The organism is Asticcacaulis sp. P2_C5, assembly GCF_056404555.1.
The window spans coordinates 266,547-292,389 of the sequence record NZ_JBFUDU010000008.1 but is presented as its reverse complement, the minus strand read 5'-3'; the positions used below and the strand labels follow the sequence as shown (position 1 = coordinate 292,389).

General features: G+C 60.4%; 27 protein-coding genes. 15 read left to right on the top strand and 12 right to left on the bottom strand.

The window, feature by feature from the left end:
- Window positions 1–15: 15 nt before the first annotated feature.
- The 9 genes from AC1DXO_RS16180 to AC1DXO_RS16140 all read right to left on the bottom strand — a co-directional run bounded on the left by AC1DXO_RS16180 (window position 16) and on the right by AC1DXO_RS16140 (window position 6,725).
- Window positions 16–411 carry a DUF6491 family protein gene (locus tag AC1DXO_RS16180; protein WP_476979201.1) on the bottom strand — a complete coding sequence of 132 codons (396 nt, stop codon included), beginning with the start codon at window positions 409–411 and terminating at the stop codon, window positions 16–18.
- A gap of 30 nt (window positions 412–441) precedes the next feature.
- Entirely contained in the window at window positions 442–861 is a 420-nt protein-coding gene (locus tag AC1DXO_RS16175) for a hypothetical protein (protein ID WP_476979200.1), read from the bottom strand.
- Between the two features lie 5 nt (window positions 862–866).
- Complete coding sequence (locus AC1DXO_RS16170; RefSeq protein ID WP_476979199.1) at window positions 867–1,307, bottom strand: DUF6491 family protein; 441 nt, start codon at window positions 1,305–1,307, stop codon at window positions 867–869.
- A 21-nt stretch (window positions 1,308–1,328) separates the two neighbouring features.
- On the bottom strand, window positions 1,329–1,802 hold the full coding sequence (locus AC1DXO_RS16165) for a DUF6491 family protein (RefSeq protein WP_476979198.1): 474 nt from the start codon (window positions 1,800–1,802) through the stop codon (window positions 1,329–1,331).
- Window positions 1,803–1,875: 73 nt separating this feature from the next.
- Window positions 1,876–3,597, bottom strand: coding sequence for a tRNA (5-methylaminomethyl-2-thiouridine)(34)-methyltransferase MnmC2 (mnmC2, locus tag AC1DXO_RS16160; protein ID WP_476979197.1), 1,722 nt, complete (start codon window positions 3,595–3,597; stop codon window positions 1,876–1,878).
- Window positions 3,598–3,600: 3 nt separating this feature from the next.
- Entirely contained in the window at window positions 3,601–3,882 is a 282-nt protein-coding gene (locus AC1DXO_RS16155) for a hypothetical protein (protein WP_476979196.1), read from the bottom strand.
- A gap of 110 nt (window positions 3,883–3,992) precedes the next feature.
- A complete protein-coding gene (locus tag AC1DXO_RS16150) occupies window positions 3,993–4,172 on the bottom strand; it encodes a hypothetical protein (RefSeq protein ID WP_476979195.1) in 180 nt (59 codons plus the stop codon).
- A 239-nt stretch (window positions 4,173–4,411) separates the two neighbouring features.
- Entirely contained in the window at window positions 4,412–5,284 is an 873-nt protein-coding gene (gene motA / locus AC1DXO_RS16145; protein ID WP_476979194.1) for a flagellar motor stator protein MotA, read from the bottom strand.
- Window positions 5,285–5,369: 85 nt separating this feature from the next.
- The gene (locus AC1DXO_RS16140) at window positions 5,370–6,725 is read right to left on the bottom strand and encodes a lytic murein transglycosylase (protein WP_476979193.1); all 1,356 of its coding nucleotides are present in this window, start codon (window positions 6,723–6,725) and stop codon (window positions 5,370–5,372) included.
- Between the two features lie 280 nt (window positions 6,726–7,005).
- On the opposite strand from AC1DXO_RS16140, the gene ykgO reads away from it, so the two are divergent.
- The 8 genes from ykgO (at window position 7,006) to AC1DXO_RS16100 (ending at window position 13,980) form a co-directional block, all read left to right on the top strand.
- Complete coding sequence (gene ykgO, locus AC1DXO_RS16135) at window positions 7,006–7,131, top strand: type B 50S ribosomal protein L36 (protein WP_006274063.1); 126 nt, start codon at window positions 7,006–7,008, stop codon at window positions 7,129–7,131.
- 87 nt (window positions 7,132–7,218) lie between these two features.
- Complete coding sequence (locus tag AC1DXO_RS16130) at window positions 7,219–7,821, top strand: HAD-IA family hydrolase (protein ID WP_476979192.1); 603 nt, start codon at window positions 7,219–7,221, stop codon at window positions 7,819–7,821.
- A 99-nt stretch (window positions 7,822–7,920) separates the two neighbouring features.
- On the top strand, window positions 7,921–8,199 hold the full coding sequence (gapR, locus tag AC1DXO_RS16125; protein ID WP_476979191.1) for a nucleoid-associated protein GapR: 279 nt from the start codon (window positions 7,921–7,923) through the stop codon (window positions 8,197–8,199).
- 206 nt (window positions 8,200–8,405) lie between these two features.
- Window positions 8,406–8,654: a hypothetical protein gene (locus AC1DXO_RS16120; protein ID WP_476979190.1), complete on the top strand. Its 249-nt coding sequence runs from the start codon at window positions 8,406–8,408 to the stop codon at window positions 8,652–8,654.
- The gene (locus AC1DXO_RS16115; protein ID WP_476979189.1) at window positions 8,655–8,978 is read left to right on the top strand and encodes a hypothetical protein; all 324 of its coding nucleotides are present in this window, start codon (window positions 8,655–8,657) and stop codon (window positions 8,976–8,978) included.
- Complete coding sequence (locus AC1DXO_RS16110) at window positions 8,975–9,967, top strand: glycoside hydrolase family 71/99 protein (RefSeq protein WP_476979188.1); 993 nt, start codon at window positions 8,975–8,977, stop codon at window positions 9,965–9,967. The genes AC1DXO_RS16115 and AC1DXO_RS16110 overlap by 4 nt, the downstream gene beginning before the upstream one ends.
- Before the next feature lie 61 nt (window positions 9,968–10,028).
- On the top strand, window positions 10,029–11,438 hold the full coding sequence (locus AC1DXO_RS16105; protein WP_476979187.1) for an MFS transporter: 1,410 nt from the start codon (window positions 10,029–10,031) through the stop codon (window positions 11,436–11,438).
- Between the two features lie 190 nt (window positions 11,439–11,628).
- On the top strand, window positions 11,629–13,980 hold the full coding sequence (locus tag AC1DXO_RS16100) for a GH36-type glycosyl hydrolase domain-containing protein (protein ID WP_476979186.1): 2,352 nt from the start codon (window positions 11,629–11,631) through the stop codon (window positions 13,978–13,980).
- A 406-nt stretch (window positions 13,981–14,386) separates the two neighbouring features.
- Here the strand turns inward: AC1DXO_RS16100 and AC1DXO_RS16095 are convergent, their stop codons facing one another.
- On the bottom strand, window positions 14,387–15,502 hold the full coding sequence (locus AC1DXO_RS16095; protein ID WP_476979185.1) for a lactonase family protein: 1,116 nt from the start codon (window positions 15,500–15,502) through the stop codon (window positions 14,387–14,389).
- Window positions 15,503–15,774: 272 nt separating this feature from the next.
- Between AC1DXO_RS16095 and AC1DXO_RS16090 the strand changes: the two genes are divergently transcribed.
- Window positions 15,775–17,163, top strand: a complete 1,389-nt coding sequence (locus AC1DXO_RS16090) for an MFS transporter (protein ID WP_476979184.1) — start codon at window positions 15,775–15,777, stop codon at window positions 17,161–17,163.
- Window positions 17,164–17,592: 429 nt separating this feature from the next.
- On the opposite strand, the gene AC1DXO_RS16085 is transcribed toward AC1DXO_RS16090, so the two are convergent.
- Window positions 17,593–19,050, bottom strand: coding sequence for a sigma-54-dependent transcriptional regulator (locus AC1DXO_RS16085; RefSeq protein WP_476979183.1), 1,458 nt, complete (start codon window positions 19,048–19,050; stop codon window positions 17,593–17,595).
- A 285-nt stretch (window positions 19,051–19,335) separates the two neighbouring features.
- Here AC1DXO_RS16085 and AC1DXO_RS16080 point away from each other — a divergent pair, with 285 nt between their 5' ends.
- The 5 genes from AC1DXO_RS16080 (at window position 19,336) to AC1DXO_RS16060 (ending at window position 23,360) form a co-directional block, all read left to right on the top strand.
- Entirely contained in the window at window positions 19,336–21,135 is a 1,800-nt protein-coding gene (locus AC1DXO_RS16080) for a M3 family oligoendopeptidase (RefSeq protein ID WP_476979182.1), read from the top strand.
- Window positions 21,132–21,389: a hypothetical protein gene (locus tag AC1DXO_RS16075; protein WP_476979181.1), complete on the top strand. Its 258-nt coding sequence runs from the start codon at window positions 21,132–21,134 to the stop codon at window positions 21,387–21,389. The genes AC1DXO_RS16080 and AC1DXO_RS16075 overlap by 4 nt, the downstream gene beginning before the upstream one ends.
- A gap of 67 nt (window positions 21,390–21,456) precedes the next feature.
- A complete protein-coding gene (locus AC1DXO_RS16070; protein ID WP_476979180.1) occupies window positions 21,457–22,425 on the top strand; it encodes a bifunctional helix-turn-helix transcriptional regulator/GNAT family N-acetyltransferase in 969 nt (322 codons plus the stop codon).
- Between the two features lie 43 nt (window positions 22,426–22,468).
- Window positions 22,469–22,744, top strand: a complete 276-nt coding sequence (locus AC1DXO_RS16065) for an aa3-type cytochrome c oxidase subunit IV (protein ID WP_476979179.1) — start codon at window positions 22,469–22,471, stop codon at window positions 22,742–22,744.
- A 13-nt stretch (window positions 22,745–22,757) separates the two neighbouring features.
- On the top strand, window positions 22,758–23,360 hold the full coding sequence (locus AC1DXO_RS16060) for a DUF4287 domain-containing protein (protein WP_476979178.1): 603 nt from the start codon (window positions 22,758–22,760) through the stop codon (window positions 23,358–23,360).
- Window positions 23,361–23,379: 19 nt separating this feature from the next.
- Here the strand turns inward: AC1DXO_RS16060 and AC1DXO_RS16055 are convergent, their stop codons facing one another.
- Window positions 23,380–24,459 carry a hypothetical protein gene (locus tag AC1DXO_RS16055; protein ID WP_476979177.1) on the bottom strand — a complete coding sequence of 360 codons (1,080 nt, stop codon included), beginning with the start codon at window positions 24,457–24,459 and terminating at the stop codon, window positions 23,380–23,382.
- A 220-nt stretch (window positions 24,460–24,679) separates the two neighbouring features.
- Here AC1DXO_RS16055 and AC1DXO_RS16050 point away from each other — a divergent pair, with 220 nt between their 5' ends.
- A complete protein-coding gene (locus AC1DXO_RS16050; protein WP_476979176.1) occupies window positions 24,680–25,813 on the top strand; it encodes a Re/Si-specific NAD(P)(+) transhydrogenase subunit alpha in 1,134 nt (377 codons plus the stop codon).
- The last annotated feature ends 30 nt before the right edge of the window (window positions 25,814–25,843 follow it).

The following is a 25,843-nucleotide window of genomic DNA, read 5'->3' as shown; positions in this document are numbered from 1 at the left end:
CCAAATAGATAGCGATTAGCGCCGGCCGCGATAGTCCGCTGCCTGTTCGGGGGTCAAAGACTCGACCGAACTGATCAGGCACGCTGTGGGCATGGTAGTGATCGATCCGGTTACATCGACATCCATGGTCGAACATATCCGCGATGTGCCGCCTGAAAATTTCAAGCCGACAGCTTCGTAATTGTCGATCAGGCAGCGCGACGCCATGTGCAGCAGCATGGCATGCCCACGCCGGTCGTCAATATAAAGCGTGCTATCGTCGACCACCTTGGTTGTATCGAACGGTCGCGAAACGCACTGGTCCGACGCAACGGAGCGGCCGCGATCATCACCCGCCATCGAAGCGCCGGCCATCACCGTCACAAATGCCGACGCGGCCAGACCGCCCAGTATTAAACTACGTACCATCATTGCAACCTCCACCCATCGCTCACCACGCGTCTACCGGCCGCGATATTCCTTCGCCTGATCACGGTCCAGCAATTCCACCCTGGCCACCATGCAACGCATCGGCACTGCGTCCATCACCGAACCGGTAATCTGGACGTCGTTCGGGTGGCAGATATCAGACACGCCGAAATATTCGAAGCCCACCGCCTCACCACGTTCCAGGCAGCTATTGCTCATGGTCAGAACAGCGGCATTGCCCATCCTGTCCTCGACATACAGCGTCTTGCGGTCGATCACCCGGCTGGTCTCCAGCGGCGCGGAAACGCACCGGGCAGCCCTAGGCGCCGTTGTCCGCGTGTCATCGCGCCCTTCGCCCGCCATACTGTGACTGGCGGCAAAGGCAAACACCGTACCCACGGCCGCCACGCCCATCATCATCGGCACAACCCAGCCCACATTGCGCAATTTCATCACCCTTACCCCTTGTCCAAAGCTTCGGCTTCGGCGCGACTGATCGATTCCACACCATTGATAATGCACCGCATGGTGCCCAGGCCCGGGTTTTCCAGACGCAGCAGAGTCGCGTCATGCGCCTTGCAGATGCTGCTCGAGCCGTGGAATTCGAAACCAAACCTTGTAAAATCATTCATTCCGCGACAAGGACCGCCGACATCCAGCTTGTAAGGATTGCCAAAGTCGTCATAGACCAAGAGTGTGTGATCATCGACGACCTGGAAGCGGCCCACGCGGTCACCCTCCAGGCAACGCGGCGCGGCGCGCTCGGTGCGGCCCGAATCGCGAGCCGCATCACGGCTGTCATTCTCGCGCGCCTGCGTGGCCGAAAAGGCCGTAACCGCAACGATACCCGCGGTCAGTCCCGCGATGGCGAATCCAGCCAGGCTCTTGTAGCGTCTCATCTGTTTCGCTCCGTATTAGGGTTATTGGCTGCCACGTGTGTCGCTGGTCCGGTCATCGCGATCGCGGTTGTCATTGTCCCGGCCAGAACCCCGCTCGGGACGGACATAGGGTTTGGCTTCGTCGCCGGTCAGATGGCGCATGGCCGTGATAGGGCAGGATTTCAGCTCGCCCATATCGTCCCAGACGACATCGGCATCGAACGGCCCGCAGACCTGACTGGCGCCACGGCGCTGGCGGAAACCGAGACGGAAGCTGGTGTCGAGTCCGATACACACGCCGCCCAGGGTCAGTTCGTAAGCCTGATTGCGCTCGGAAACGATAATGACCTTGTGATCGCTGTCGGTCTGGAAGTTGCGCACCCAGGCCGGATCGAAGCACTGCTGGCGATCGTGCTCGCCGCTTGCGGCAAAAGAGGGGGCGACACTAACGCCGGCCAGAACGGCAAAAGCCAGCGCGACGGCGGTACCTGCGGCAATGATAGCTGAACGTTTCATGACTATGGCCCTTTTAAAGGCAGGCTACGCCTCGCTGCCTGAACGGAAGATGAATGTACCTGTTATACGCAGGTTAATTCGCCGCCAGCCGGTAAGGACGCAATAATCTTTTCGAGTCGGCCGCCAAAGGCGCGCCCGCACCGGCAATATCGGCCAGCAGGGCCTTGGCCAGCAAAGGCGCCAGGCAAAATCCGCGCGCCCCCAGACCGGTCATGACGTACACGCCCGACCCGACCTCGCCCACAGCCGGCAGATAATCCCGGGTCGTCACCCGGATCGACGCCCGCGATGTCACGGCTTTTTCGTCCACGCCAGCCCGAATATCCGGCAAGCCCTCGGCCAGGCTGGCCAGGTTGCGCGCCAGCGATTCAGGGCGCACATCGCTGCCCCGGTCGTCGCGGTCGTGAGTCGATCCGAACAACAGACCGTCGGGCAGCGGAATGGCGTAACCGCCCCACGCTACAGCTTCGTTCAGGGCTGCCTGACCAGTCACAACCTCAAGCTGTCCACGTACCGCCCGCAGGTCGAGGTGACCTGCGGCCCCCAGGTCGAATATCCCGCCTCCGCAGGCCAGCACGATCACGTCATAACCCGTGTACAGACCTGTCTGCGTTGTGACGGCGCCCATCGACACCGCCGTCACCGTCTCAGGCACGATGGTAATCCCGTCAAGGAGCGCCGGAAGCACAATTTTCGGAGAGAGATACAATCCGGACCCCAGCCTCAGCCCGTCCTGATCCAGCGTAAGATCACCCGCTTCAAAACCCCTTTGCCCCGCAATCTTGCCAAACCGGACCTCATCGCGTTGCGTCATCGCACGATGCAGGACGCCGCGGCCCAATATCGCCTCCGGACACAAACGGTTGTAAAAATCTTTTGCATAATCAAAAGCATCAGCAAAGAGCGCCGATATGGCATTGTCGCCTGCATCCAGCCTGGGTGTCACCAGGGCCGCGTCGTTGCCCGAGGCGCCACTGCCCGGCGCCGGGTCGAAGACTTCGACGTCCAGGCCAAGTGCCCTGGCCTGCCAAGCCACAGCCGCACCGGCAATCCCCGCCCCGATAACCGCAAGCCTCCGCGGTCTTGGGGTTTTTTCCGGCCCCTCGCCAGCCAAAACGCCTTCCAGCCGCTGGCGCTTTCGCCCGAAGCCCGGGCATTTTTCGACCGTAAATCCGGCCGATTGCAACCCCCGCCGTACAAACCCGGCCACCGTAAAGGTGCCCAATCGTGCCCCCGGCCGGCAGTGATCGGCGACCTGTTGCAGCACGTCCTGCGCCCACATGTCGGGATTCAGCGCCGGCGAAAATCCGTCCAAAAAGACGGCGTCCGCCTGACCTTCCCAGGCTGCCAAAGCGTTACGAACCTCCATCAGCGCAACGGTTACACTGACCTTCCACTGCGGAAAGTCCATATGATGGAACCCGCGCCGCGCCGCAGGCCATTGCGCGGCCAAGCCCTGTGCAAATTGCGCAAGTTCCGACCAGTTTGCGAGAGCCTGAACGGCCTGATCACGCGTCATCACGAAAGCTTCAACAGTAAATATATGCAGGTGTCCGGGGCATCCCGACTGGGTCCACAGTTGCATGACGGCGGCAATATTCAGCCCCGTCCCGAAGCCCAGCTCCAGTATCGTGAAATCGTCGTGCCCTGACCAGGCTTGCGGCAGATGACAGCCCTGCAGGAAGACGGCACGCGATTCGGCCAGCCCATCCTGCGGTGAATAATAGATATCGCCAAAGCGCGCCGATCGCGGCGTCCCGTCTTCCGCGAAGTAAAGTTCCGGATCTCCGGACAAGGCTTAGTGATGTTCGGCTGGCGGCGCGTCAGCCTGGGCAGGCGCCACTGCAGACGACGTTGCGGACGCCGATGCCGACGGTGACGCCGAACCGGCCACCACGGCCTGGGGCTCGGCGGCAGCGGCGGCTTCCAGCGCGGCCGCGGCGTCGGCGGCTGTTGTATCGGCAGGCCCAGGAACCTCAGTTTCGTCGGATGCCGACGCCTCGCCTGCCTCGGGTTTAGGGCCGCAGGCGGAGATACTTAAGGTGGCCAGGATGGTAAGGGCGATCAGGAGTTTGCGCATGATCAGCCTTCTACATCACACGGCGGTGCCGGCCAATAAAAAAGGGCCGCACCCTAAGGTGCGACCCTTTAATTTCATCGCCACCGGGCAAGCCCGATGGACTAATGAGATCAGGACGAAGCGGCGTCGGAAGCGACGACTTCAGCCGAAGTTTCAGCCATAGCTTCCGGGGAAGCTTCAGCCGAAGCGGCGGCGTCGCCTTCCGGAGCCTTCGGCTGGCAAGCAGCGACGGACAGCGAAGCAGCGGCGATAGCGGCGATCAGGGCGACGCGGACGATTTTGGAGGTCATGGATCAGATCCTTGTTTCTAACGTTAGGAGCGTCAGGAACTGAAGCCTACGCCCACGGATCGAGTCATATCGAAAACCTATGAGTCTCGCAAGTGCTATTTCACAAAACTGTGATCGGTTTTGTGATTATGGCAGCATTTTTCAACAGATAGGATGAATATGACCGCATCCAGGGCGGCTTTGTGCGCCTCGCCGGGCGTCCGACCGCAGGATTTATACTCTCGAAGAGGTTGAGTCGCCTACGCCGCTTCGGCCGGGATGTTGTTCAGGGCCTCTTCCATCTCGAGGAAGGAGGGTTGTGATTCGGACGGGATCGAGCCGCGGCCGATTTCGACCGAGATCTGCGCCGCATTGCCGTGCAGGTGGGCGACCAGGACCGACTGGATAATCTTGTAAAAGGCGCCCTCTTCGTCGACGATCGAACCCAGCCGCGACGCAAACGGTCCGACCAGGCCGTAGGCCAGGAAAACGCCCAGGAAGGTACCGACCAGAGCACCGCCGATCATGGCGCCCAGGATTTCCGGCGGTTCGGTGATCGAGCCCATGGTCTTGATAACGCCCAGAACGGCAGCGACGATACCCAGGGCGGGAAGTGCGTCAGCCATGTTCTGCAGGGCGTGGGCCGGATGCTGGGCTTCGTGATGGTGCTTTTCGAGCTGCTTTTCCATCGCGTCTTCGACCTGGTGCGGATCTTCCAGGTTCATGGTCATCATACGCAGCGTGTCGCAGATGAAGTCGACGGCGAAGTGATCCTTGATGATCTTGGGGAAGCGCTTGAAAATGCTCGAATCGTGCGGCTTTTCGATATGGCTTTCCAGGGCGATGACGCCTTTGGATTTCATGGTCTTGGTCAACAGAAACAGCAGCGATAGCAGATCGCGGTAATCGGATGCCTTCCATTTGGCGCCGCCGAACACCTTGCCCAGCCCGCCGCCCATGCCTTTGATGGTTGTGAAGCTGTTGCCGATCAGAGTCGCGGCTATGGCCGCGCCACCAATGGCCATCAGTTCATGCGGCGCCGCCTCGACGATCGGAGCGATATTGCCGCCCGACATCAAATAGCTGCCGAACACCATGCCGAACAGAACGACGATACCGATAATCTGAAACATAGGACCCGCAGCCTGGAAATAAACTCCCGGCACTATGCCCGTTAATCATTAAGGCCGGGTTTCCCCCTATGACGATTTTCGCGAGCTACGCCGGTGGCGACGCCGGCGTCCCGCCCCGCATGACGACAAATCTGTTGGCGAGATCGAAGCTGAGGTATCCGTCGGCCACCATGCCATTGGCCTTTTGCCAGTCGCGAATCGCCTGGCGCGTACCAAACCCGATCACCCCGTCGATGGCGCCCGGATCGAAGCCGGCCGCTTTCAGGGCTTCCTGCGACTTCTTCCTTTGGTCGAGGCTCAAAGGCTTCTCATCCGGCCACGGCGTCCTGACACCCGGCCGGCCGGCAATGGCATCGGCAATCAGGCCGACGGCCAGGGCATAGGCGGTCGAATTGTTATATTTGCGAATGACGTAGTGGTTCGGCAGCGCGAGAAACGCCGGACCATGCGCGCCGGACGGCAGGATCAGAGTCGCCGTCTCAGCGGTTTCCGAAGGCCGCCAATAGCCGTTATCGGCGCGTTTTACGCCGAGAGCCGACCATTCGTCCGGGGTTTTCTTGGCCGTCTCCGACAGATAATAGTCGAAACCCGCCGGCAGGATGACCTCAACCGCCCATTCCTCGTCGGGCTTCCATCCGGCGCGCGACAGCAGGTTGGCCGACGACGCCAGGGCATCCGAATCCGAATTCCAGATATCGACCTTGCCGTCATGATCGCCATCGACGCCCAGGGTCAGGTAATTATCCGGCAGGAACTGGGTCTGGCCCATGGCGCCGGCCCACGATCCCTTCAGGGTCTCACGGCCGATCTTGTGGTCGCGCAGGATGGTCAGGCAGGCGATCAGTTCATCCTCGGCCCACACGCGGCGGCGGCCATTGTAGGCCAGGGTCGCCAGGGCGGAAATCACGTCGATATTGCCCTGAACCCGGCCGAGATCGCTTTCCATCGTCCATATGCCACCCAGCAGTTCACTGGGGACGCCATAGGTCTTTTGAATTTCAACCACATTGCCATTGGCGTCCAGCCGTCCCCGCGCCGCCTGGGCGCGCGTCACACTGACCGACTGGCGGACATAGCTGCTGATCGGCTTGGAAAATTCCGGCTGCTGCGAGTCCGATGCGGTGACGTTCGCCAGGGGCTGAACACCGTCCAGTACCTGGGTGACATAGACGGGATCGAAGCCGCGCGACGCCGCCTTGGCGACGAAATTCTGCTTCCACTGATCGAAATTATCATAGGTGATCGCCGGCACGGGTGCCGGAGCCGGTGCGGGCGCCGGCGTTGCAGCTTCCGACGACGACACCGAACTGCTGCTTTCGTTGGTTCCACCCGTGGCGACCGGCGGCGCCACCGGCGCAGGCGGCAGCACGGCAGGCGGCTGCGTGCCGGAGGTGGCGCACGCGCTGAGCAGGGCGAACAGGCTGAGATAGCGGAAGCGCATGGTAACTCCAAAAGTGCCGGGTTTGATCTTACCCCGATTGCGAATTGGTTTCCAAGTCCTATCCTTCTATATCAAGTGCCTAAAGACGACACAGTCCATACAAAATAGCGCGGGATATGACTTTGGGCCGCAAATTCACCAAAAACCGTCCCATTGTGCGTTGACTTTTTTAAGGCGGTCCCCTAGAAGCCAGCCCTCCCGGCACGTACAACCGTTGGCGCATCTACCGATTGCCGCCTTCGTCGTGTCGTCAAAAGCCATTTTTTACTCGGGTAAGAACATGAAAGTCCGCAGCTCGCTGAAGTCGCTAAAGGGTCGCCACCGCGACTGCAAGATCGTTCGCCGCAAGGGCGTCGTCTATGTCATCAACAAGACCGACCCGCGCTTCAAGGCGAAGCAGGGCTGATCTTTTGCCTGACGGCTATCTTTAAGAACGCTTGAAGCGGCTGCGTTTCAAGCGTTTTTTCGTGCCTGCTGCACCGGGGAATCTACCATGATCAGGGCTGTTCTGTTCGACGTCGGCAATGTCATCATAGGCTGGCATCCCTCCAACCTGTTTGACCGGCTGATCCCCGACCCGGTTCGCCGCGCCTATGTCATGGAGACCGTCGTCCCGCTGACATGGCATGTCCATCACGATGCGGGTGTCACCTTCGCTGACAATCGGCGGGACCGCCTGCTGGCCTATCCGGACTATACCGCCGAGATCATGGCCTATGACGAACGCTTCGAAGACATGCTGGGGAATTTGATCCCGCAGACCATAGCCAATATCGAAGACCTGCATGCCAGGGGCGTAGCACTCTATGCCCTGACCAATATGCCTGCCGAAAAAGCTGCCATGGTCTTTGCCAAGAGTCCGGTGTTTAGGTATTTTCGGGACATCATCGTTTCCGGCGTTGAAAAGGTCGTCAAACCCGATCCGGCGATCTATGACATCACCCTGAAGCGCCTGGGCATGCCTGCGGAAGAGATTCTCTTCATCGACGACAGCGCCGCCAATATTGCCGCAGCCAGCGCAAAAGGCTTTGCGACTCACCAGTTTTCCGACCCCGACGCCCTGCGCCCGGCTCTTGTCGCAGCGGGCCTTTTATAACCATCCACAGGTCATCGGGACTTATCCTCAGCCCGTGCGTTGAGGTCTCGAATCACCTTGGCTATGGTTAAACCTGACAGTTTTTCCGAGGATACCGACATGGCCGACGACGCCTCCGCTTCCATCACGTCCGACGACGTTATCACGGGCGCGGCCCAGACCCGCCTGCGCACCATCATCGAGCGCATCGAACGTCTGGAAGAAGACAAGGCGGTCATCGCCAACGACATCAAGGAAGTCTATGCCGAGGCCAAGGGCGAAGGCTTCGACGTCAAGATCCTGCGCAAGGTCGTGTCGATCCGCAAGAAGGACAAGGTCAAGCGCGACGAAGAAGAAGCCCTGCTCGACCTGTACATGTCCGCCATCGGCATGGTCTGACTTGACGTCGGCCATGGCGCTGCTCACACTCGGCAGCGATGGCCTTCGGTACAAAACCTTCGCAAACCCCAAAGCGCCCAATGTCGCGAAAAGCGCCTCTGCAAGCCAGGGGCGCCCTTAAGCCTGCGCAAGGCCCAGGCTCTAAAGCTCTCGCGTTCGCCAAACCGCCCTCCCCCGCCGACCAGCGTAAAGCCCAGCAGAAGGCCTTGCAAAAGGCCACTCTGCGCGCCCTCGAAAAAGCGCGCAGTGAAGCTGCGACCGCCGGGGTCGAACTATCTGAATGGGAAAGCGAGTTCATCGACAGCGTCTCTCAACGCGTCAAGACCTATGGCCGCGCCTTTGCCGATCCGGACAAGGGAGCGATGAACGGTACGCTTTCCCTGCGCCAGGGTGTAAAGCTGAAGGAAATTCGCAAAAAAGCGCGCAAACCGAAGGCGCCTGACTCCGAGGATTAGATGGTCCTATTCAGCTACAAGAATCGCCTCGACCTGACACCGGACGGTTTCTCGCAACATATCGGTATTTTCCACAAGCCGAAGATATTATGGCGCGACATTCAGCGCGCGGTCGGCATTAAAAGCGACCTCGTTACCTATATGGACAATCTGATTGTGCTCGAAACACGTCAGCGCAAGATGTCCATCAGCGAAGCCGACGGCAATTTCAAGTCCTTTGAGGCCATTATGCTCGACCGACTAACGGGATTTCCGTCCGACTGGTATGCGCAAATAGAACGCCAAGCCGTCAACAATCCAGTCATTTTATGGAGGCGTTCGTGATCCTTCGCCGGGCCCTCCTCGCCACGTTTACATCTGTTCTAACGCCAGTCTCCGTCTTCGCCACGACGAAGAAAGCCAAGGAAGTCCTGGCATTTTACTATGGATGGTACGCCACAAAGGCTGTGTCCGGCGCTGAAGCGCACTGGCACAATCCCGGCGGGTTGCACACACCGCAGGACATCACCTATGACAGCTCCGATCCCTCGGTCATCGCCCGTCACGTTACCCAGGCCAAGGCCAGCGGCATCACCGGACTGATCGTGTCGTGGTGGGGCAAGGACGATCCGACCGATCGTCAATTCGCCCCGCTCTTGCCGGTCGCGGCGAAGGCGGGTCTGAAACTGACCGTTTACATTGAAAATGCCGCGACACCTGAAATACTGGCCGAACAGGTCCTGTACCTGCATGCGACCTATGCCGGCAGCCCGGCCTGGCTCAGGCTCGGCACGCGACCTGTCATCTTCCTCTATGACCGCGTCCTGCAAACCCTGGGGCTCGACGGCTGGAAACAGGCACGCGCCCTGGTCGAAAAGGCCGCCCCCAACGCCCTCGCCTTTATCGCAACGGGCAATGGCCGCACGCAAATCGACGAACGCGCCCCGTATGTCGACGGTGTCCATATCTACGACATGGCCTATTACCTGGCGCAAAAACATGACATTTCGTGGCTGTGGCGGCGCCAGTTCTACGCCAGCTGGCTCAAGAAACAGCAGGGTCTGCGCGTCACGACCGCGACCATAATGCCAGGTTATGACGATCGTCAGGTGCCAGGGCGGCCTGCCCCGCGTCCCGTGGTCGATCGCGATGGCGGCCGACTGTTTCGCAATCTGTGGCAGGCCGCCATTGCCGCTGCTCCCGACTGGATCCTGATCGTCTCGTTCAATGAATGGCACGAAGGCTCCGAGATCGAGCCGTCACGCGAAAACGGCGACCGTGAACTGGCCACCTGCCGCGAAATGAGCGCGCGATTTTTGCGCCCCAATGACTGATGACAGCGCTAACATTACGCTATATAACGGCTGCACATAACAACAAAAGCAGGTTGGGAAGATGACGGATACGGCAGGCAAAAGCGGCAAGCCCCCGCGCTCAAAGAGCGGAGCGTTAGCGCAACCTACATGGCTGGAACAGATCAGCTACGCGTCGGGCGATTTCGGGTTCAATTTGTACTGGACCACCATTTCGGCCTTCCTGCTAATCTTCTACACCGACAGTTTCGGTCTGGCGCCCAAGGCGGTCGGCACCATGCTGCTGGTCACTAAGATCGTCGATGCCGTTGCCGACCCGATCATCGGCGGCATGGCCGACCGCACCCACAGCCGTTGGGGCCGCTTTCGTCCATGGTTGATCTATGGCGCCGTGCCGCTGGCCGCGTCGGGCGTCATCACCTTCACCACACCTGACCTGGTTGGCTCGGCGAAGCTGATCTACGCCTATGCCACTTTCACCTTCATGATGATCTGCTATTCGGCCGCCAACATTCCCTACGGCGCCCTTTCCGGCGTCCTGACCAACGAACCGCAAGCCCGGACACGCATTAACAGCTTCCGCTTCGTCGGCGGTTTCCTGGGCGGGATATTCACCACCTATCTAACGCCTTACCTGGTCAAGTATCTCAGCACGACGGTCGGCCATGGCAATGAGGTCGTCGGCTGGCAACTGACCATGGTGCTTTATGGCTTGATCGCCTGCGCCCTGTTCGCCGGCCTGTTTCTCAGCGCTCGTGAACGCGTTGTGCCCATGGCCGACAAGGCCTCAAGCCCGTGGCGCGATATCGCCGATTTGATCCGCAACCGGCCGTGGGTCGTCATGTTCGGCCTGTCCCTGACCGTCATGGTGACGATTAGCACGCGCCTGGGCGCCGCCGCCTATTACCTGAAATACGTCATGAACCGGCCCGGCGACAAACCTTTCTTCATCCCTGTCTATCTCGTCGCCCTGGCCATCGGCGCCCTGATCACACCGCTGCTGACGCGCTTCTTCGACAAACGCAACCTGATGATTACCCTGATGGCTATGGTCGGAGTGTTGTGCATCGCCTTCTATTTCGTCCCGCCGGACCAGACGGTATTGATCTACGCCCTGCATATCGCCATTGGGCTCTGTCTTGGTCCCAAATCGCCCTTGACCTTTGCCATGTATGCCGACAGCGCCGACTATAACGAACACCGCACCGGCCGCCGCGCTACCGGAATGACCTTCGCCGCCGCCTCTTTTTCACAAAAGCTGGGCGGCGCCCTGGCCTCCGCCGTGATCGGCTGGGTCCTGGCCTCGCTCGGCTATGTCGCCAACCAGGCCCAGTCCAGCGCCTCGCAGGACGGCATCATCATGCTGATGAGCCTGGTGCCCGGCGGCATTGCCCTATGCGCCGCGGCCCTGATGTTCCTCTACCCCCTCACCGATACACGCCTGAAAGTTATCCAGGCCGAACTCGACGCCCGAAAGACCGCGCAAAATTGAAATATGGAACCGCGAATGAACGCGAATGAACGCGAATGAACGCGAATGAAGCGAGCGCCTTAGGCGCTCAAAATTATCGGCCGATTATCTTACCACGATCCAGATTAAAGCACTGATATTCGCGTTTATTCGCGTTCATTCGCGGTTCCAAAAAATCCTCCCCCACGAACAAACAACCATTGCGAAGACCATGTCCCTGATCGATTTCGACGCGCAGTCCTGCCGTCTCAATACGCCTGTGCCCCTGCCCCTGGCCGCCGGTTACCTGTGGAACCGCCGCATGATGATCCACATGACGGCGCGCGGTTTCGCCACCGCCCAGTTCATGCAGCCCGAGCCCAGCAAATACGCCCGCGCCCAGATCCTGGAACAGAAACATTTCATGCTGCCGGAACAGGGTACCTATGCCCATCACCCGGGCCGTTTCTTTTACCTGAAAGACCGCGACACAGGCGCGCTGCGTTCGGCGCCGTATGAGCCCGTCCGTGCGCCGTGGGATGCCTTTACTTTCGCGGTCTCCCCCACGGCCATTGCCTGGACGTGCGAAACGGCCGGCCTGCGGCTCGAGCTCGAATTGGTCCTGCCGACCGACGACGCCTGCGAACTGTGGCGGCTGTCCCTGAGCAATACCGGCGACACGACACGCCGTATCAGCCTCTATCCGGCCTTTCCGCTGGGCCTGATGAGTTGGATGAACCAGTCGGCCCGCTATGACGAAACGCTCAATGCCATCGTCGCCAGCTCGGTCACGCCGTACCAAAAAATCAATGATTATTTCAAGAACAAGGATCTGAAAGACAAGGTCTTTTTGCTCAGCGAACAGACGCCGGTCGGTCATGAAACCCGCCAGCGCGCCTTCGAAGGCGAAGGCGGCCTGCACGCCCCGGACGGCGTCACGGCTGCCCGTCTGGCCGGCGGTACGGCCCTGTATGAGAATCCCATCGCTGCCTTGCAATTCGATCACGACCTGGCGCCCTTTGAAACCACAACCCACCGCTTTCTGTTCGGCCCGGCCTTCGACGATGCCGAGATCGCCCGCCTCAAATCAACCTACCTGTCGCAGGCCGCCTTCATTCAGGCCCGGGCCGACTCCGCAGCCTACATGGCGCGCGGCGCAGGGGCAATCAATGTTGATATTTCCGACACGCACCTGCGCGACTTCATCAATAGCTGGCTGCCGCGCCAGGTCTATTACCATGGTGACACCAACCGTCTCTCGACTGATCCGCAAACGCGCAACCTGTTGCAGGATGCGATGGGCAGTGTCTATGTCCGGCCGCAAACCACACGTGCCGCCGTGCTCATGGCTTTGGCACAACAGCACGACAATGGTTCCATGCCGGACGGCATCACCACCTATGACGGGGCCGAGTTGAAATATATCAACCAGGTCCCGCACACCGATCATTGCGTCTGGCTGCCCATGACGCTCGAAGCCTATCTCGACGAAACCGACGACTACGCCCTTTTGAACGAAATCGTCGTCAGCCGCGAGTCCGGCCAGGCGCTCAGTGTACGTGATCGCGTCTCGGCCGCCATGCAATGGTTGATGAAGACCGTCGACCATCGCGGGCTCAACTTCATCGACCAGGGCGACTGGAACGACCCGATGAACATGGTCGGCTGGAAGGGCAAGGGCGTGTCCGGATGGCTCACCATCGCCACCGCCTACGGGCTGATGCTGTGGTCGAAAATCCTGGGTAATGATGGGCGCGACGCGACCGAATTCAGCGCCGCCGCGGCCCAGTTCCGCGACGCCGCCAACACCCACCTGTGGGACGGCGACTGGTACGGACGGGGCATTACGGACGATAATGTCATCTTCGGCGTCAAGGCGGATGTGGAAGGCCGCATCTACCTCAATCCGCAAAGTTTCGCGCTTATGGGAAAGGTTGCGGACGAGGCAAAAAAAACCTTGATGATCAAGGCCATAGAAGAACAGCTTGAGACGCCCTTTGGCGTCGAAATGATCGCCCCGGCCTATACCCATATGCGCGAGGATGTCGGCCGGCTGACGCAGAAGTTCCCGGGCGTGGCCGAGAATGGTTCGGTCTATAACCACGCCGCCGTCTTCTATATCTACAGCCTTTATCAGGCCGCTGAACCCAACAAGGCGTTCGAGCTATTGCGCAGGATGCTGACCGGTCCGGATGAGGCCGACTATCTGCGCCGCGGCCAGATGCCGGTCTTTGTTCCCAACTATTATCGCGGCGCCCACCGTCAGTTTCCGCAAGCCTCCGGCCGCTCATCGCACCTGTTCAACACCGGCACGGCGTCATGGTATTATCGCAGCATCATCGAAGGCCTGTTCGGACTGAAGGGCAGCCGTGATGGTTTGACGATCTCGCCGCAACTTCCGTCATCGTGGGACGGCGCGTTCGTGCAACGCCGCTTCCGCGGAGCAGTTTTTGACGTCACGATCCGTCGTGGCGAGGTTGATTCCGTCACAATCAACTGCCCTGAAGCAACGGTTGACAGAAGTCTAATTCGCGATATTGCCGCTGGAAAAACCTACAAGGTCGAGGTGATAATTCCGTCCTGAGAGTCACAGGCGACACCCAAAAGCATTGGCAACCTGAAGATTGCCTTTTGTTTGTGGGCCTAAAGCAGACTAATATTGCACCGATAAACACCGGCTTGGAACGGCTTATCACCCTCCTCCCTATGCAACGCATGGGGAGGTGTCGGCGGAGCTGACGGAGGGGTATTTCCGCAGGCAGGCCTTCCTCTCGCGTTTCAGAACATGGTTGAAAATGCTTGGGCCTATCCCAAACTCCTGAAAAGCCGCTAGACCGATGAAATACCCCTCCGTCAGCTCCGCTGACACCTCCCCATTTTCGCTTCGCTCAACGGGGAGGAGGGAGACAACTGTCATGATATCACATGTGCAGCGAACGGGTTGGCGCGAGAACCCGATGAGAATTCCCTGTTTGTAGGCCAAATTGCGCCTATACCGCGCCGATAAATACCGGCTTGGGCACAGCGACGCGTTGCCAGGTCGGGGCCAGGGTTCCGTCGCCATTGATCGCAAACACGACCAGATCATTGCCGTTCTGATGCGCCACCACGACGCGCTTTTGCGCTTCGTACAGCGCGAAGAAGCGCGGCCAGTCGCCCAGGGTCGGCGAGATCTGGAGCAGTTTCAGACTGCCCTTTCCGTCGACCTCGAACACGGCAATGCTGTTATGGCCACGGTTCGACGCATAAACCCGTGTGCCTGCATCATTGATCGCAATATGGGCCGCCTGGCTGTGGGCGGTGAAATCTGCCGGTAGCAATGTGGCTGTTTCGATCTGCGAAAAGGTACCGTCAAGATTGATTTTCAGGCTGATCAGCCGATTGCTCAGTTCGGTGACCAGGAAGGCCACTGACCGGTTGGGATGGAAGACCATATGGCGCGGCCCGGCGCCGGCGGGCGCCTGGAAGGCGACAAACGCCTCGCCAACCGCGTGGATCTTGGCGTCATAGCTGTAGCCCAGCACTTGATCGGTCCCAAGATCGATGCTGTAGATTCGCTTCTGGTCGGGAGCGAACTGCACCCAATGGGCATGTGGCCCCTCCTGGCGGTCGGCATTGGGGCCTTTCCCCTTGTTTTGACGGATGACGGCCGGCTCCTGCGGATCTCCGGTCTTGGTACACAGGTCATAGACGACGACATTGCCGGTGCCGTAATTGGCCACGGCCAGGGCGTCCAGGCCGCGCGACACAGCGGCATAGCATGGCCATTGGCCGTGGCTGGCTACGTCGGCCGACCGGGTCCATGTGCCCTTGTCGGCCGTCCAGGACCCAACCCTGCCCTCGTCCTTTTCGTTCAATACATAGTGGCGCTTGAACCGCGGATTGTAAGCGCCAAACGAGGCGTTTTCGACGTCAGAGACAACATCGCCAAGAGTCCAGCGATCGCTCGCAGCGTCATAGTCCAGGGGATAGATCCCCTTGACCGTGTCGCTGTTATAGGTGCCGACGAATAGCTTCAGGTCGGCCGCAGCGGCCAGAGCGGGCGTGGCAGCAACAGCGGCGGCGCCTGCCATAAAGGCGCGACGATGGAAGGTGTTACGTTTCATGGCGGGCTCCCGGCTGGTTTTCTGGCTAAAGTCCTAGCCGCCGCAATGCCTTTCTGCCAGCATTTTCTTGAGGCAGCGCACCAGACGGCGTTTTACCGTGCGACCAACACGCGCCCAGAACACACACATAGGAATAGAACATATGTTAACTTGCTGATATACAGCCTTATTTTGCATTACCATACGTGCCAACGACGGCGTTATAACCCTTGCGACTTTACGGTTTTGTTACGCGTTCGCGCGATACTTGCAGTCAAAGCAAGGTAAGCCATATGTCTCCGCCCAAAGCGTCTTCCCCGCCCAACGCCCTTCACGCCTATAAACGGGTAGGCGCGCTGGAGACCATCAGCTACAGCCTGGGTGATGTCGGCTTCAACCTGTACTGGGCGCCGCTCACGGCGTTTCTGATGATCTACCTGACCGACGTCGTGGGCCTCAGCGCGACCGTGGTTGGTGGTCTTCTCGTCGCCATGCGCATTACCAGCGCCATTGGCGACCCAATATTTGCAGCCCTGGCCGATCGCACCCATACGATCTACGGCCGCTACCGCCCGTGGTTTCTATGGCTGGCCCTGCCACTTGCCGCGGCGGGCTTCATGGCCTTTTCGACGGCAGGCTTCCCGGAACATAGCCGCGTGATCGCCGTCTATATCAGCTTTTGCACGCTAAACCTGATCTACACCGCCATCATGGCGCCCTATAACGCCCTATCCGGCGCTCTGACGCCGGACGCCGGCCAGCGCGAATACCTGATGAGCATGCGTTTCGGCGCCGGCTTCCTGGCGACTGTCTTTTTCACCTGGCTGACACCGAAGCTGGTCAGCTTTACCGGCCCGGGTGAAGAGGCGTTGGGCTGGCAGTTCGCCATGACCCTGTTCGGCGTCGTCGCCGCGGGTATTTTCATCAACCTTTTTCTCAATACGGACGAACGCTTTGCCCCCCGGACTCCGCCGCGCCCCAACCCGTTGCGCGACGTCGCCGACCTGTTCGGCAACCGGCCATGGGTGGCACTGTTCTGCCTGGCCTTTGTCGTAATGATTGCCTTCGCCCTGCACACCGGCATGGCCCCCTACTACATCAAATATTTCGCTGGCCGGCCTGACCTGCTCACGGGTTTCGCCATGCTGTTCAGCCTCGGCCTGGCGGCGGGTGCGGCGTCCACCTCGACCCTGACGCGTTTCATGACCCGCCGGGCGCTGATCGCCGCCATGTTGGGCCTGGTATCGGCCGCCGGTATCGGTCTCTATTTTGCTACCCCGTCACAGATCGCCCTGATCCTGCTGTGCCAGCTCCTGACGGGTCTGGCGCTGGGACCTGTCTCGGCCATCTGCATGGTTATGTATGCCGATGTCGCCGATTTCAACGCCTGGAAAACGGGCCACTCGGCGACGGCCATGACCTATTCGCTGATTATGGTCGCGCGCAAGATCGGCGCGGCCCTCGCCATGGCGCTGATTACCTGGGCCCTGGCGGCGCAGGGCTACACGGCCAATGCGCCGGCCTCCCCGGCCCTGCTCGAGCAGATCCGCTTGTTGATCGGTCTTGTTCCGGCGGCCATGGCTGCGGTTGGTGCGGTGATCATCGTCTTCTACGACCTGGCGGCCGACAAGGTCATCCGCGTCCAGGCCGAACTGGCCGTGGGCTTAGGTCATAACCAATAGGTTATACGCAGGCGCTTAGATTTTTATCGCGCTTCCAGAACTCGCACGTCTTCGACAGTGGAATTTTTCGGCACGAAAATCACGAAAAATGGAAAAACACGAACGGAGTCTGCTGCCGCTTTCTCGCCCCGCAGGGCTATCGATCATAATGCGGCGTCTACCAAATTGCCATTCGGAACGCATAGCGCCGTCGCTTTTGGTCTGCCGACTACCAGCATAAATATAGCCCTTCGGGCGTGAAAAAGGCGGCATGCTTCCGTTCGTGCTTTTCCATTTTTCGTGCTTTTCGTGCCGAAAAATTCCACCGTCGAAGACGTGCCGTCACTACATTGCACGATCAGTATGGCACCCGGCTGGCCTCTGCCTTCGCACACAGCAAAACGGCGGATCAAAGACCCGCCGCCGCATATTTCACAAAAATCAGAAATCTTAGCCGGCTTCCTTGACCAGGCCTTCAAGGCCGCAGTCGCGGACCTTTCGGTACAGGGTCGACCGACCGATACCCAATCGGCGGGCGACCTCCGACATATGGCCGGCATAGACGCCGATGGCGTGTTCGATCAGGTCGCGTTCGATGTCTTCCAGCTTTCGCAAATGCCCGGCCTCATCGAGGATGCGTACCGGCGCGTCCTGCAAACCCTGCAGCGCTTCGTGATGCTCGGCAACCACAGCCACCGCGCCGCGGGCCGGTTCGGCCGCCACCAGAGGCGCCACCTGACCGCTGATTGCCGGGAAGTCGAAAGCCTGCAAATACGGACTGTCTGCCAGGACGATGGCGCGATAGACGGTGTTCTCCAACTGACGGACATTGCCCGGCCAGTCATAGGCGCACAAAAGACCCAGGGCCTCACTCGACACGCCGGTGACGCGCTTGCCTTCCTCGACATTGAAGCGACGAATGAAATGCTCGATCAGGGCCGGTATATCGTCGCGGCGTTCGCGCAGGGCTGGCGCCTCGACCGGGAAGACATTCAGGCGATAGAACAGGTCCTCACGGAACCGCCCCGTCTTGACCTGGTCGGCCAGATTACGGTTGGTCGCCGAAATGATACGGACATCGACCTTAACCGGACGCTTGGAGCCGACCGGATCGATCTCGCCTTCCTGCAGCGCACGCAGCAGCTTGACCTGCATGTCGAGGGGCAATTCACCGACTTCATCGAGGAATAGCGTACCGCCATTGGCTTCCTGGAACTTGCCAAGATGCTTGTCCGACGCACCGGTAAAACTGCCTTTTTCGTGACCGAACAGGATGCTTTCGACCAGATTTTCCGGCAGGGCGCCGCAGTTGACGGCGACGAACGGCTTGCCGGCGCGCTCCGACGATCCCTGGATGGCGCGGGCGATCAGCTCCTTGCCGACGCCGCTTTCACCGAGGATCAGCACCGGAATGGACGACTTAGCGGCGCGCTCGCCTAAACGGCGGACGACCGACATGGCCGCCGACGTCCCGATCAGATCGTCGAACGAGGTGCGGTTGGCGCTGTGTTTTTTCAGGCGCTGGACCTCGGCGCTGAGATCACCCATTTGCAGGGCGTTGCGCACGCTGACCAGGATACGCTCGGGCGAGGCCGGTTTGATAAAGAAGTCCTGGGCGCCGGCCTGCATGGCCTTGACGACCGTATCGATCCCGCCCGAAGCGGTCAGGACGACGACCGGCGTGCGGATGCCGGCGGCGCGCACTTCCTTCAGGGTATCGATCCCTGACTGGCCCGGCATGACCAGGTCCAGTATGACGGCGTCGATGCCCGGCACCGTCGTCAGTTTTTCAAACGCCTGGCCGCCGTTCTCGGCATGCATGACACTGAACCCCTCGCGCTCAAGCACGGCCTGGATCAGCCGGCGTTGCGTCGGGTCGTCGTCACAGATCAGGATCGTTTTGGCCATTCTAGCACCCTTGCATCACCGTTTTGGAACCGGTCGTTTTCGACATCGGCCAATTTTGAAACAAACATAGGCGAACAAAGTGAAGATCGGATTGAAGCTCAGGGTTAATGTGCCGTTTCCGCACGGATTGAGCGCGCAAGGCGAGCGCTTTAGACGTTCAATTCAGGAATGACTTGACCGCACCGCCACGAACCATGGATCGCGATGCGTTCAGGTGGGATCAGGATTGCGGATAAGCCGTAAATCCTGCTCGATTTTATACGTGGAATTGGCTAATTGGGCGGCATGAACACTGTACCGTCCAAACTCGATTCGTCCGCCCTCCCGATCTGGGATTTGTCCGACCTCTATGCCGGGCCTGAAGATCCCAAGATCGCCCAGGACTTCGCTTCGGGCGAAAGCCATATCAAGGAACTCGCCAAACTGCAGGGTTCTTTTCTGTCGGCGCGCGGCAATGCCGAGCGGCTGGGCCTGCTGATCGACCAGGCTGCGTCTCTCTACGAAAAGGCGATGGACGACATGGGCGGCGCCCTGGCCTATGCGACGCTCGCCTCGACCATCGATCGCGAAAATCCGGCGGTGGCCAAGCTCGACTCGGATCTGCGCACCCAGGCGGCGATGATTTCGGCCGACAGTCTTTTCCTCAGTCTCGAACTCAACAAGCTCGACGACTGGGAAATCGAACAGGCATTGAAGATGGTCGACAAGGCGCAAAAATGGCGGCCGTGGTTGCGCCGTATCCGCGCCTCGCGCCCCCACGAATTGTCGGCCGACCTGGAACGGCTGATCCTCGAACGCATGCCGGCGGTCGGTCAATGGACGCGACTGTTCGACGAAACCCTGACGCGTCTTCGCGCTAAGGTGGGCAAGGAAAGCCTGACGCTCAACGAAACCCTCACGCGCCTGTCTTCGCCGCAAGCTGCCGTGCGCAAGGCTGCCGCCACCGGCCTGACCGAAGCGCTGAAAGAGAATGCCCCCGTCCTCGCCCTGGCGCTCAATACCCTGGCGTTCGAAAAGCAGGTCGAAGATCGCTGGCGCAAGTACGAAAACCCGGCCGCCTCGCGCCACCTGGCCAACGAAGTCGACAAGGACGCGGTCGACGCCATGGCCGAGGCCGTCGCCGAATCCTATACCAACCTGTCGCACCGCTACTATGCGCTCAAGGCGAAGATCATGGGCCGCAAGCAGCTCGACTTCTGGGATCGCAATGCGCCGCTTACACAAGATGTGCAGAAGCAATATAGCTGGGACGACGCCAAGAAGATTGTGCTCGACAGCTTTGCCAAGATGGGACCGGAATTTGCCGAACGCGCCCGCACCTTCTTCGACCAGCCGTGGATCGACGCCCAGCCGCGCGCCGGCAAGTCGTCCGGCGCCTATGCCCACCCGGTGACAGCCAACCGCCATCCCTATGTCATGCTCAACTTTACCGGCGACCGCCGCGAAGTCCTGACCCTGGCCCATGAGTTGGGGCACGCCGTGCACCAAACCCTGTGCCAGCCCATGGGTTCGATCCTCGCCGACACCCCCTTGACCCTCGCCGAAACCGCCTCGATCTTCGCGGAAGGCCTGGTTTTCGAACATCTGGTCGCCACCGCCTCTCTGGAAGAGAAGAAGGCCCTACTGGCCGGCAAGATCGAGGATGGCCTCAATAGCGTTATCCGTCAGATCGCTTTCCATCGCTTCGAAGAACGTTTCCACGCCGCCCGTCAGGACGGCGAAGTCTCGGTTGACCAGATCAACACCATCTGGCTCGAGATCATGGGCGAAAGCCTTGGGCCGGCGATCAAGCTCAATGAGGGCTACGAAGTGTGGTGGGCCTATGTCAGCCACTTCGTCCACGCCCCCTTCTATGTCTATGCCTATGCCTTCGGTGACCTGCTGGTCTCGGCCCTGATGGAAAAGCGCCGTGAAAACCCGGATGCCTTTACACCGCTGTACCGCGCGCTTCTGGCTGGCGGCGGGACGAAGACCTATACCGAGGCACTGGCGCCATTCGGCATGAATCCGCGCGAAAAGACCTTCTGGAAGATGGGTTGTGCACGTCTGGAAGGCCTGATCGACGGTTTCGAGGCACTGATATGAGTACGGTCTTCCTGGTAACGTCCGCCGCAGGGTGGGATAACCTGCTAAGTGGAGCGGATATCCGGGAAGCCGCCATCTGGTTCAGCCGACACGCTATCGAAGACAACGAGTATGACCGGTATGTGAAAAAGGGTTTCAACATGAGCCGATTTTCGTACGACGTCAGCAAAGATACGCTGAACAGCGACCTCGAGACAATTCAAGAACACCATCCGAATGTGCCAGTCTGGGTCGAATTTTCGTCTGAAGACTAAGCTCGATGTTGACAAAAATCCGTTGGGGTATTATTGCGTAATTAGTTACGTAATTAATGACGAAAACATGGCCCAAGCCCTCCAGGAACTCGACCTTCTCGCCCTCGGAACGCGTCTGCGTGTGCTCAGCGAAAGCATGATGGCGACCGTCAAGGCCTTCTACGAAGCGCACGACCTGGCTTTCGAGCCGCGGTGGTTCCCCCTCTTCCGGACTGTCTATAAACAGCCGGGCGTCGGCATGATGGCCCTGGCCCAGCAGCTCGGTGTGTCGCACGCCGCGATCAACGCCTTCTGCAAGCAACTGCTGGCAGCCGGACTGATCGAATTGACGCCAGATCCCAACGACGCCCGCATCAAGCAGGTGACCTTGTCGCAAGCCGGAACCGTTCTGCATACGCGCCTGGAACCGGCCTGGTTTATCCTGGGTCAGGCCCTGCAGACGGCGTTCGGCCCCCAGGCGGACGACATCCGCCGGATCGTCGCCGGCCTGGAAGACGTGGTCGAAGACCGGGCCGTAGCGCGCGGCCTGAAAACAGCGCTGAAATCGGATCAGGTCCTGTCGGGCCTGGAGATTGTCCCCTATGACCCCGCCAATCCCGATCACAAACGCTATTTCGCCGCGCTGAACATCGAATGGCTGGAGCATTATTTCACCGTCGAACCCGTCGATTACCAGATGTTCGCCGATCCGGTCGCCGCCATTATCACGCCTGGCGGCTGCATCTATATGGCGACCGTCCACGGACAGATCGTCGGCACCTGCGCCCTGATCAAGCGCGGCGACGAGATGTTCGAACTGGGCAAGATGGCGGTATCGGCCATCTTCCAGGGCAAGGGGATCGGCAGCCGCCTGGTCGGCGTCATCGAGGACCACGCCCGTAGTCTGGGGCTGAAAACGCTCTATTTGGTGTCGTCGGTCAAATTACCACACGCCGTGCCCACCTATCGCAAGCTGGGCTGGGTCGACTGCGACATCGGGTTGCATGAGATCTACAAGCGGGCAGACATTTCGCTCCAAAAGGCTCTGGTGCATTGACCGAACGGTCGGTCTTTTGTAAGAGCCGTAGAAGAATCCCGCATTGCCCGAGTTCGAGGACATCATGGCCGACCATCACGATCACGACAGCCACAGCGACTATGTTCATGGTGAGATGGATATCCATCAGCACCGCGGCACCTACGAACTGTTCGGCAATCTGACCAAGTGGGGCAGCCTCAACCTCGCCGTTCTGCTGGTCTTCATTGTCATCCTGACCTGCACCCAGCTTGGCTTTATCACCGCCTTTGTTTCTGCGGCCGTTCTTGCCGTCGCCGGCTGGCTGATGCTGAAGAAAAAGGCTGATCCCGGCCATTGATCCTGGTCCTGTCATGCCCGCCAATCCGCCGCCCAGCAACCTGACCGCCAAAAACCTGACTGAACGCCAGCAGAAATGGTTTGCGTCGGTCAAGGCGTCGCTGGAACGCGACACCGGCAAGCCGCTGGAGGCGTGGGTAGACATCCTCAAACGCGACTGTCCCGAAACCACCAAGGGCAAGCAGTCCGAGTGGCTGAAGACGCATCACGGCATCGGGCAGAATCGCGCCGCCCAGATTATCGACGCTCTCAATCCCGAACCCGATCCCTGGGCCGACGCCGCAGCCTTGCGCGCCACCCTGTGGAAGGACCCTGCCAGCGCCGCCATTCTGGCTGCCGTCGAACAGCTTGTCGACCAGATCCCCGATGTGGTCGCGACCCAGCGCAAGGGCTTCAGCGCCTGGTCGCGCAAGGTCCAGTTCGCCGCCCTGAAACCCTTGCGTGGTGGCCAGGCGGCGATCGGTCTCGCCCTGACGGCCGATGCGGCGCCCGGCCTGACCACCCCGGACAAGGAAAGCTGGTCGGAGCGACTGAAGGCCAAACTTATTCTGACCGGTCCGGAGATGGCCGATGACACCTTGCTGACCTTGCTGCGCCAAGCCGCCGACCGTTCATAACCGCTCAGATCGAAGGCGCCTACTTCCGGATATAGGCCGTTCCATCGATCCAGATGATATCCTTGTCCTTGGGATGGGTCATCAGGATCACCGTTTCCTGCCGGCCATCGTCATAACTGATCTTCAAATTCAGCCCGTCGATCGCATAACGCCCCTGCCGCCCCGTATGGCTGCCCGCCACCGTGCTGACGTCGCTCGCCTGCGCCGTCGATGATGCCACACCGTCGCGCTCCAGCCGCCCGCCGGGCAGAAAGGTGTAACTTGTCTCGACAAACACCGCCGACGTCCCGCCCATCGCCGTATTGCCTCCGCCGCCCGTCGCGGTAAACCGGCCCTGCAAGCCGACCGTCGAAGGTGGCGTGCGCCACACCTGGTTATTAAGGATGGGGTTCCACTTACCCGACTCCGTCCGGTACTCATAGACGCCACCGCTCGTGCGCCAGATCGACCAATGATCGGGGTTGGCCGCCTTGTCGGCCGCGACGTCCTTCAGCCCATCGGCGTCGAGCAGTATTTCGCCCGAACCGAACAATACAGCCGGCTCGAACTTGACAATGATCATGCCGCCGTAACCCATGCCGTAGGACTGGGTCAGGCCATAGCCGAGAATATCCGCCGGCGCGGCCTTTATGGCGCTCTTCGGCGCGGCCTCAGACACGGGCACGGGCACGGGCACGGGCGCAGCCGCGGCAACGGTTCCGCCCAGCCGCGCCCTGACCGCTGGATCGACCACGGCGTCGGCGCTGCCGATCCACGCCGTCAGCGCGGTACAGCCCATGCCGTAGATCGGCGACAATTTTGCATCCACCCCGGCCTTCAGCTTGGCATAGGCCGAGCGCATAGGCGCCTCGGCCGCCGCTGCGTCGGCCGCCCGGCGCACGCCTTCCGCCACATTGTCCAACTGCCATTTCGTCCACGCCTGATAAGCAACCGTACCCGGCCGGCCGGCGTCGGGGCAATGGGCAGCCAGGTCATCGGCGGCCACAACCACGGCGACGGCATTGGCAAATGCGCGATCGGAAAAATCCGACGTTGCCGCACGGGCGGCCGCGGGAGCCAGGATGAGGGCGACAAATACGGCGGGACGCAACAACGGCATGATGGCCTCCGGAGTTTCGAGTCGAAAAAGCATGCCCCGCCATCGCGTCCACGATATTACACAGTCCGTGCGCCGGGTCCGGTAACACCTGACATCGAGCTCATAACAATGCTTTGACTTGCCGGGCGTTTGCTCATAACAAGCGAACATCACAAAAGACGGCGATCAAGTCGTTACGCCCGTAATCAAGCGTAGTTTTTGCCACTGAGGAATCGGAAACTTGGCTGTTACCATCGCAATTCTCAAGGAATCCCACGCCGGTGAAACGCGTGTTGCCGCCACGCCGGACACGGTCAAAAAATGGACCGGCGCCGGCCAGGCCGTAGTCGTCCAAAGCGGCGCCGGTTTGGGCGCGTCGATCACCGACGACGCCTTCACGGCGGCCGGTGCGACCCTGGCCAAGACCGCGGCCGACGCCCTGAAAGACGCCGATATCCTTTTGAAGGTCCGCGGGCCAAGTGCTGCCGAGATCAAGGCCCTGAAGAGTGGCGCCATCGTGGTCGCCATGCTGGATGCTTATCGCGAAAAGGATGCCTTGAACGCCCTGGCCGCCAAGGGCGTCGACGCCTATGCCATGGAATTCGTGCCGCGTATCACCCGCGCCCAGGTCATGGATGTCCTGTCGTCGCAAGCCAACCTGGCCGGCTACCGCGCCGTCATTGAAGCCGCCAATGCGTTTGGCAAGGCCTTCCCGATGATGATGACGGCGGCGGGCACCGTCGCACCGGCCAAGGCCTTTATCATGGGGGTCGGTGTTGCCGGCCTGCAGGCCATCGCCACGGCGCGGCGCCTCGGTGCGGTGGTGACCGCGACCGACGTGCGTCCCGCCACCAAGGAGCAGGTCGAATCGCTGGGCGCCAAGTTCCTGGCCGTCGAGGACGAAGAATTCAAGAACGCCCAGACCGCCGGCGGCTACGCCAAGGAAATGTCGGCCGAATACAAGGCCAAGCAGGCGGCGCTCACCACTTCGCATATCGCCAAGCAGGATATCGTCATCACCACGGCCCTGATCCCTGGCCGCGCCGCACCGATTCTGGTCACCAGGGAACAGGTCGCCTCGATGAAGCCCGGCTCCATCCTGATCGATCTGGCCGCGCCCCAGGGCGGCAATGTCGAAGGCTGCGTCGCCGACCAGATCGTTGACGTCAACGGCGTGAAGATCATCGGCTTCTCCAACATCACGGCCGCCATCGCCGCCGATGCTTCGGCGCTGTATGCGCGCAATCTCCAGGCCTTCGTCGGCCTGCTGATCAACAAGGAGGGCGTATTGACGCCCGACGCCGAGGACGAGATTCTCAAGGCGGCCCTGGTCGCCCACGGCGGCGCCATCGTGCATCCTGCGCTGAAGGCATGAGCCGTACTACCCCAGACATTCGCCTGCCAG

Excerpts from the sequence above, each read along its gene's own strand:
- AC1DXO_RS16080 (WP_476979182.1), top strand. The coding sequence starts at position 19,336 with ATGAACACTGTACCGTCCAAACTCGATTCGTCCGCCCTCCCGATCTGG.
- AC1DXO_RS16180 (WP_476979201.1), bottom strand. The coding sequence starts at position 411 with ATGATGGTACGTAGTTTAATACTGGGCGGTCTGGCCGCGTCGGCATTT.
- AC1DXO_RS16165 (WP_476979198.1), bottom strand. The coding sequence starts at position 1,802 with ATGAAACGTTCAGCTATCATTGCCGCAGGTACCGCCGTCGCGCTGGCT.
- AC1DXO_RS16095 (WP_476979185.1), bottom strand. The coding sequence starts at position 15,502 with ATGAAACGTAACACCTTCCATCGTCGCGCCTTTATGGCAGGCGCCGCC.
- AC1DXO_RS16155 (WP_476979196.1), bottom strand. The coding sequence starts at position 3,882 with ATGCGCAAACTCCTGATCGCCCTTACCATCCTGGCCACCTTAAGTATC.
- AC1DXO_RS16140 (WP_476979193.1), bottom strand. The coding sequence starts at position 6,725 with ATGCGCTTCCGCTATCTCAGCCTGTTCGCCCTGCTCAGCGCGTGCGCC.
- AC1DXO_RS16085 (WP_476979183.1), bottom strand. The coding sequence starts at position 19,050 with ATGGCCAAAACGATCCTGATCTGTGACGACGACCCGACGCAACGCCGG.
- AC1DXO_RS16130 (WP_476979192.1), top strand. The coding sequence starts at position 7,219 with ATGATCAGGGCTGTTCTGTTCGACGTCGGCAATGTCATCATAGGCTGG.
- AC1DXO_RS16075 (WP_476979181.1), top strand. The coding sequence starts at position 21,132 with ATGAGTACGGTCTTCCTGGTAACGTCCGCCGCAGGGTGGGATAACCTG.
- motA (WP_476979194.1), bottom strand. The coding sequence starts at position 5,284 with ATGTTTCAGATTATCGGTATCGTCGTTCTGTTCGGCATGGTGTTCGGC.
- AC1DXO_RS16060 (WP_476979178.1), top strand. The coding sequence starts at position 22,758 with ATGCCCGCCAATCCGCCGCCCAGCAACCTGACCGCCAAAAACCTGACT.
- AC1DXO_RS16170 (WP_476979199.1), bottom strand. The coding sequence starts at position 1,307 with ATGAGACGCTACAAGAGCCTGGCTGGATTCGCCATCGCGGGACTGACC.
- AC1DXO_RS16150 (WP_476979195.1), bottom strand. The coding sequence starts at position 4,172 with ATGACCTCCAAAATCGTCCGCGTCGCCCTGATCGCCGCTATCGCCGCT.
- AC1DXO_RS16070 (WP_476979180.1), top strand. The coding sequence starts at position 21,457 with ATGGCCCAAGCCCTCCAGGAACTCGACCTTCTCGCCCTCGGAACGCGT.
- AC1DXO_RS16055 (WP_476979177.1), bottom strand. The coding sequence starts at position 24,459 with ATGCCGTTGTTGCGTCCCGCCGTATTTGTCGCCCTCATCCTGGCTCCC.
- AC1DXO_RS16090 (WP_476979184.1), top strand. The coding sequence starts at position 15,775 with ATGTCTCCGCCCAAAGCGTCTTCCCCGCCCAACGCCCTTCACGCCTAT.
- ykgO (WP_006274063.1), top strand. The coding sequence starts at position 7,006 with ATGAAAGTCCGCAGCTCGCTGAAGTCGCTAAAGGGTCGCCACCGCGAC.
- AC1DXO_RS16175 (WP_476979200.1), bottom strand. The coding sequence starts at position 861 with ATGAAATTGCGCAATGTGGGCTGGGTTGTGCCGATGATGATGGGCGTG.
- AC1DXO_RS16100 (WP_476979186.1), top strand. The coding sequence starts at position 11,629 with ATGTCCCTGATCGATTTCGACGCGCAGTCCTGCCGTCTCAATACGCCT.
- AC1DXO_RS16105 (WP_476979187.1), top strand. The coding sequence starts at position 10,029 with ATGACGGATACGGCAGGCAAAAGCGGCAAGCCCCCGCGCTCAAAGAGC.
- gapR (WP_476979191.1), top strand. The coding sequence starts at position 7,921 with ATGGCCGACGACGCCTCCGCTTCCATCACGTCCGACGACGTTATCACG.
- AC1DXO_RS16115 (WP_476979189.1), top strand. The coding sequence starts at position 8,655 with ATGGTCCTATTCAGCTACAAGAATCGCCTCGACCTGACACCGGACGGT.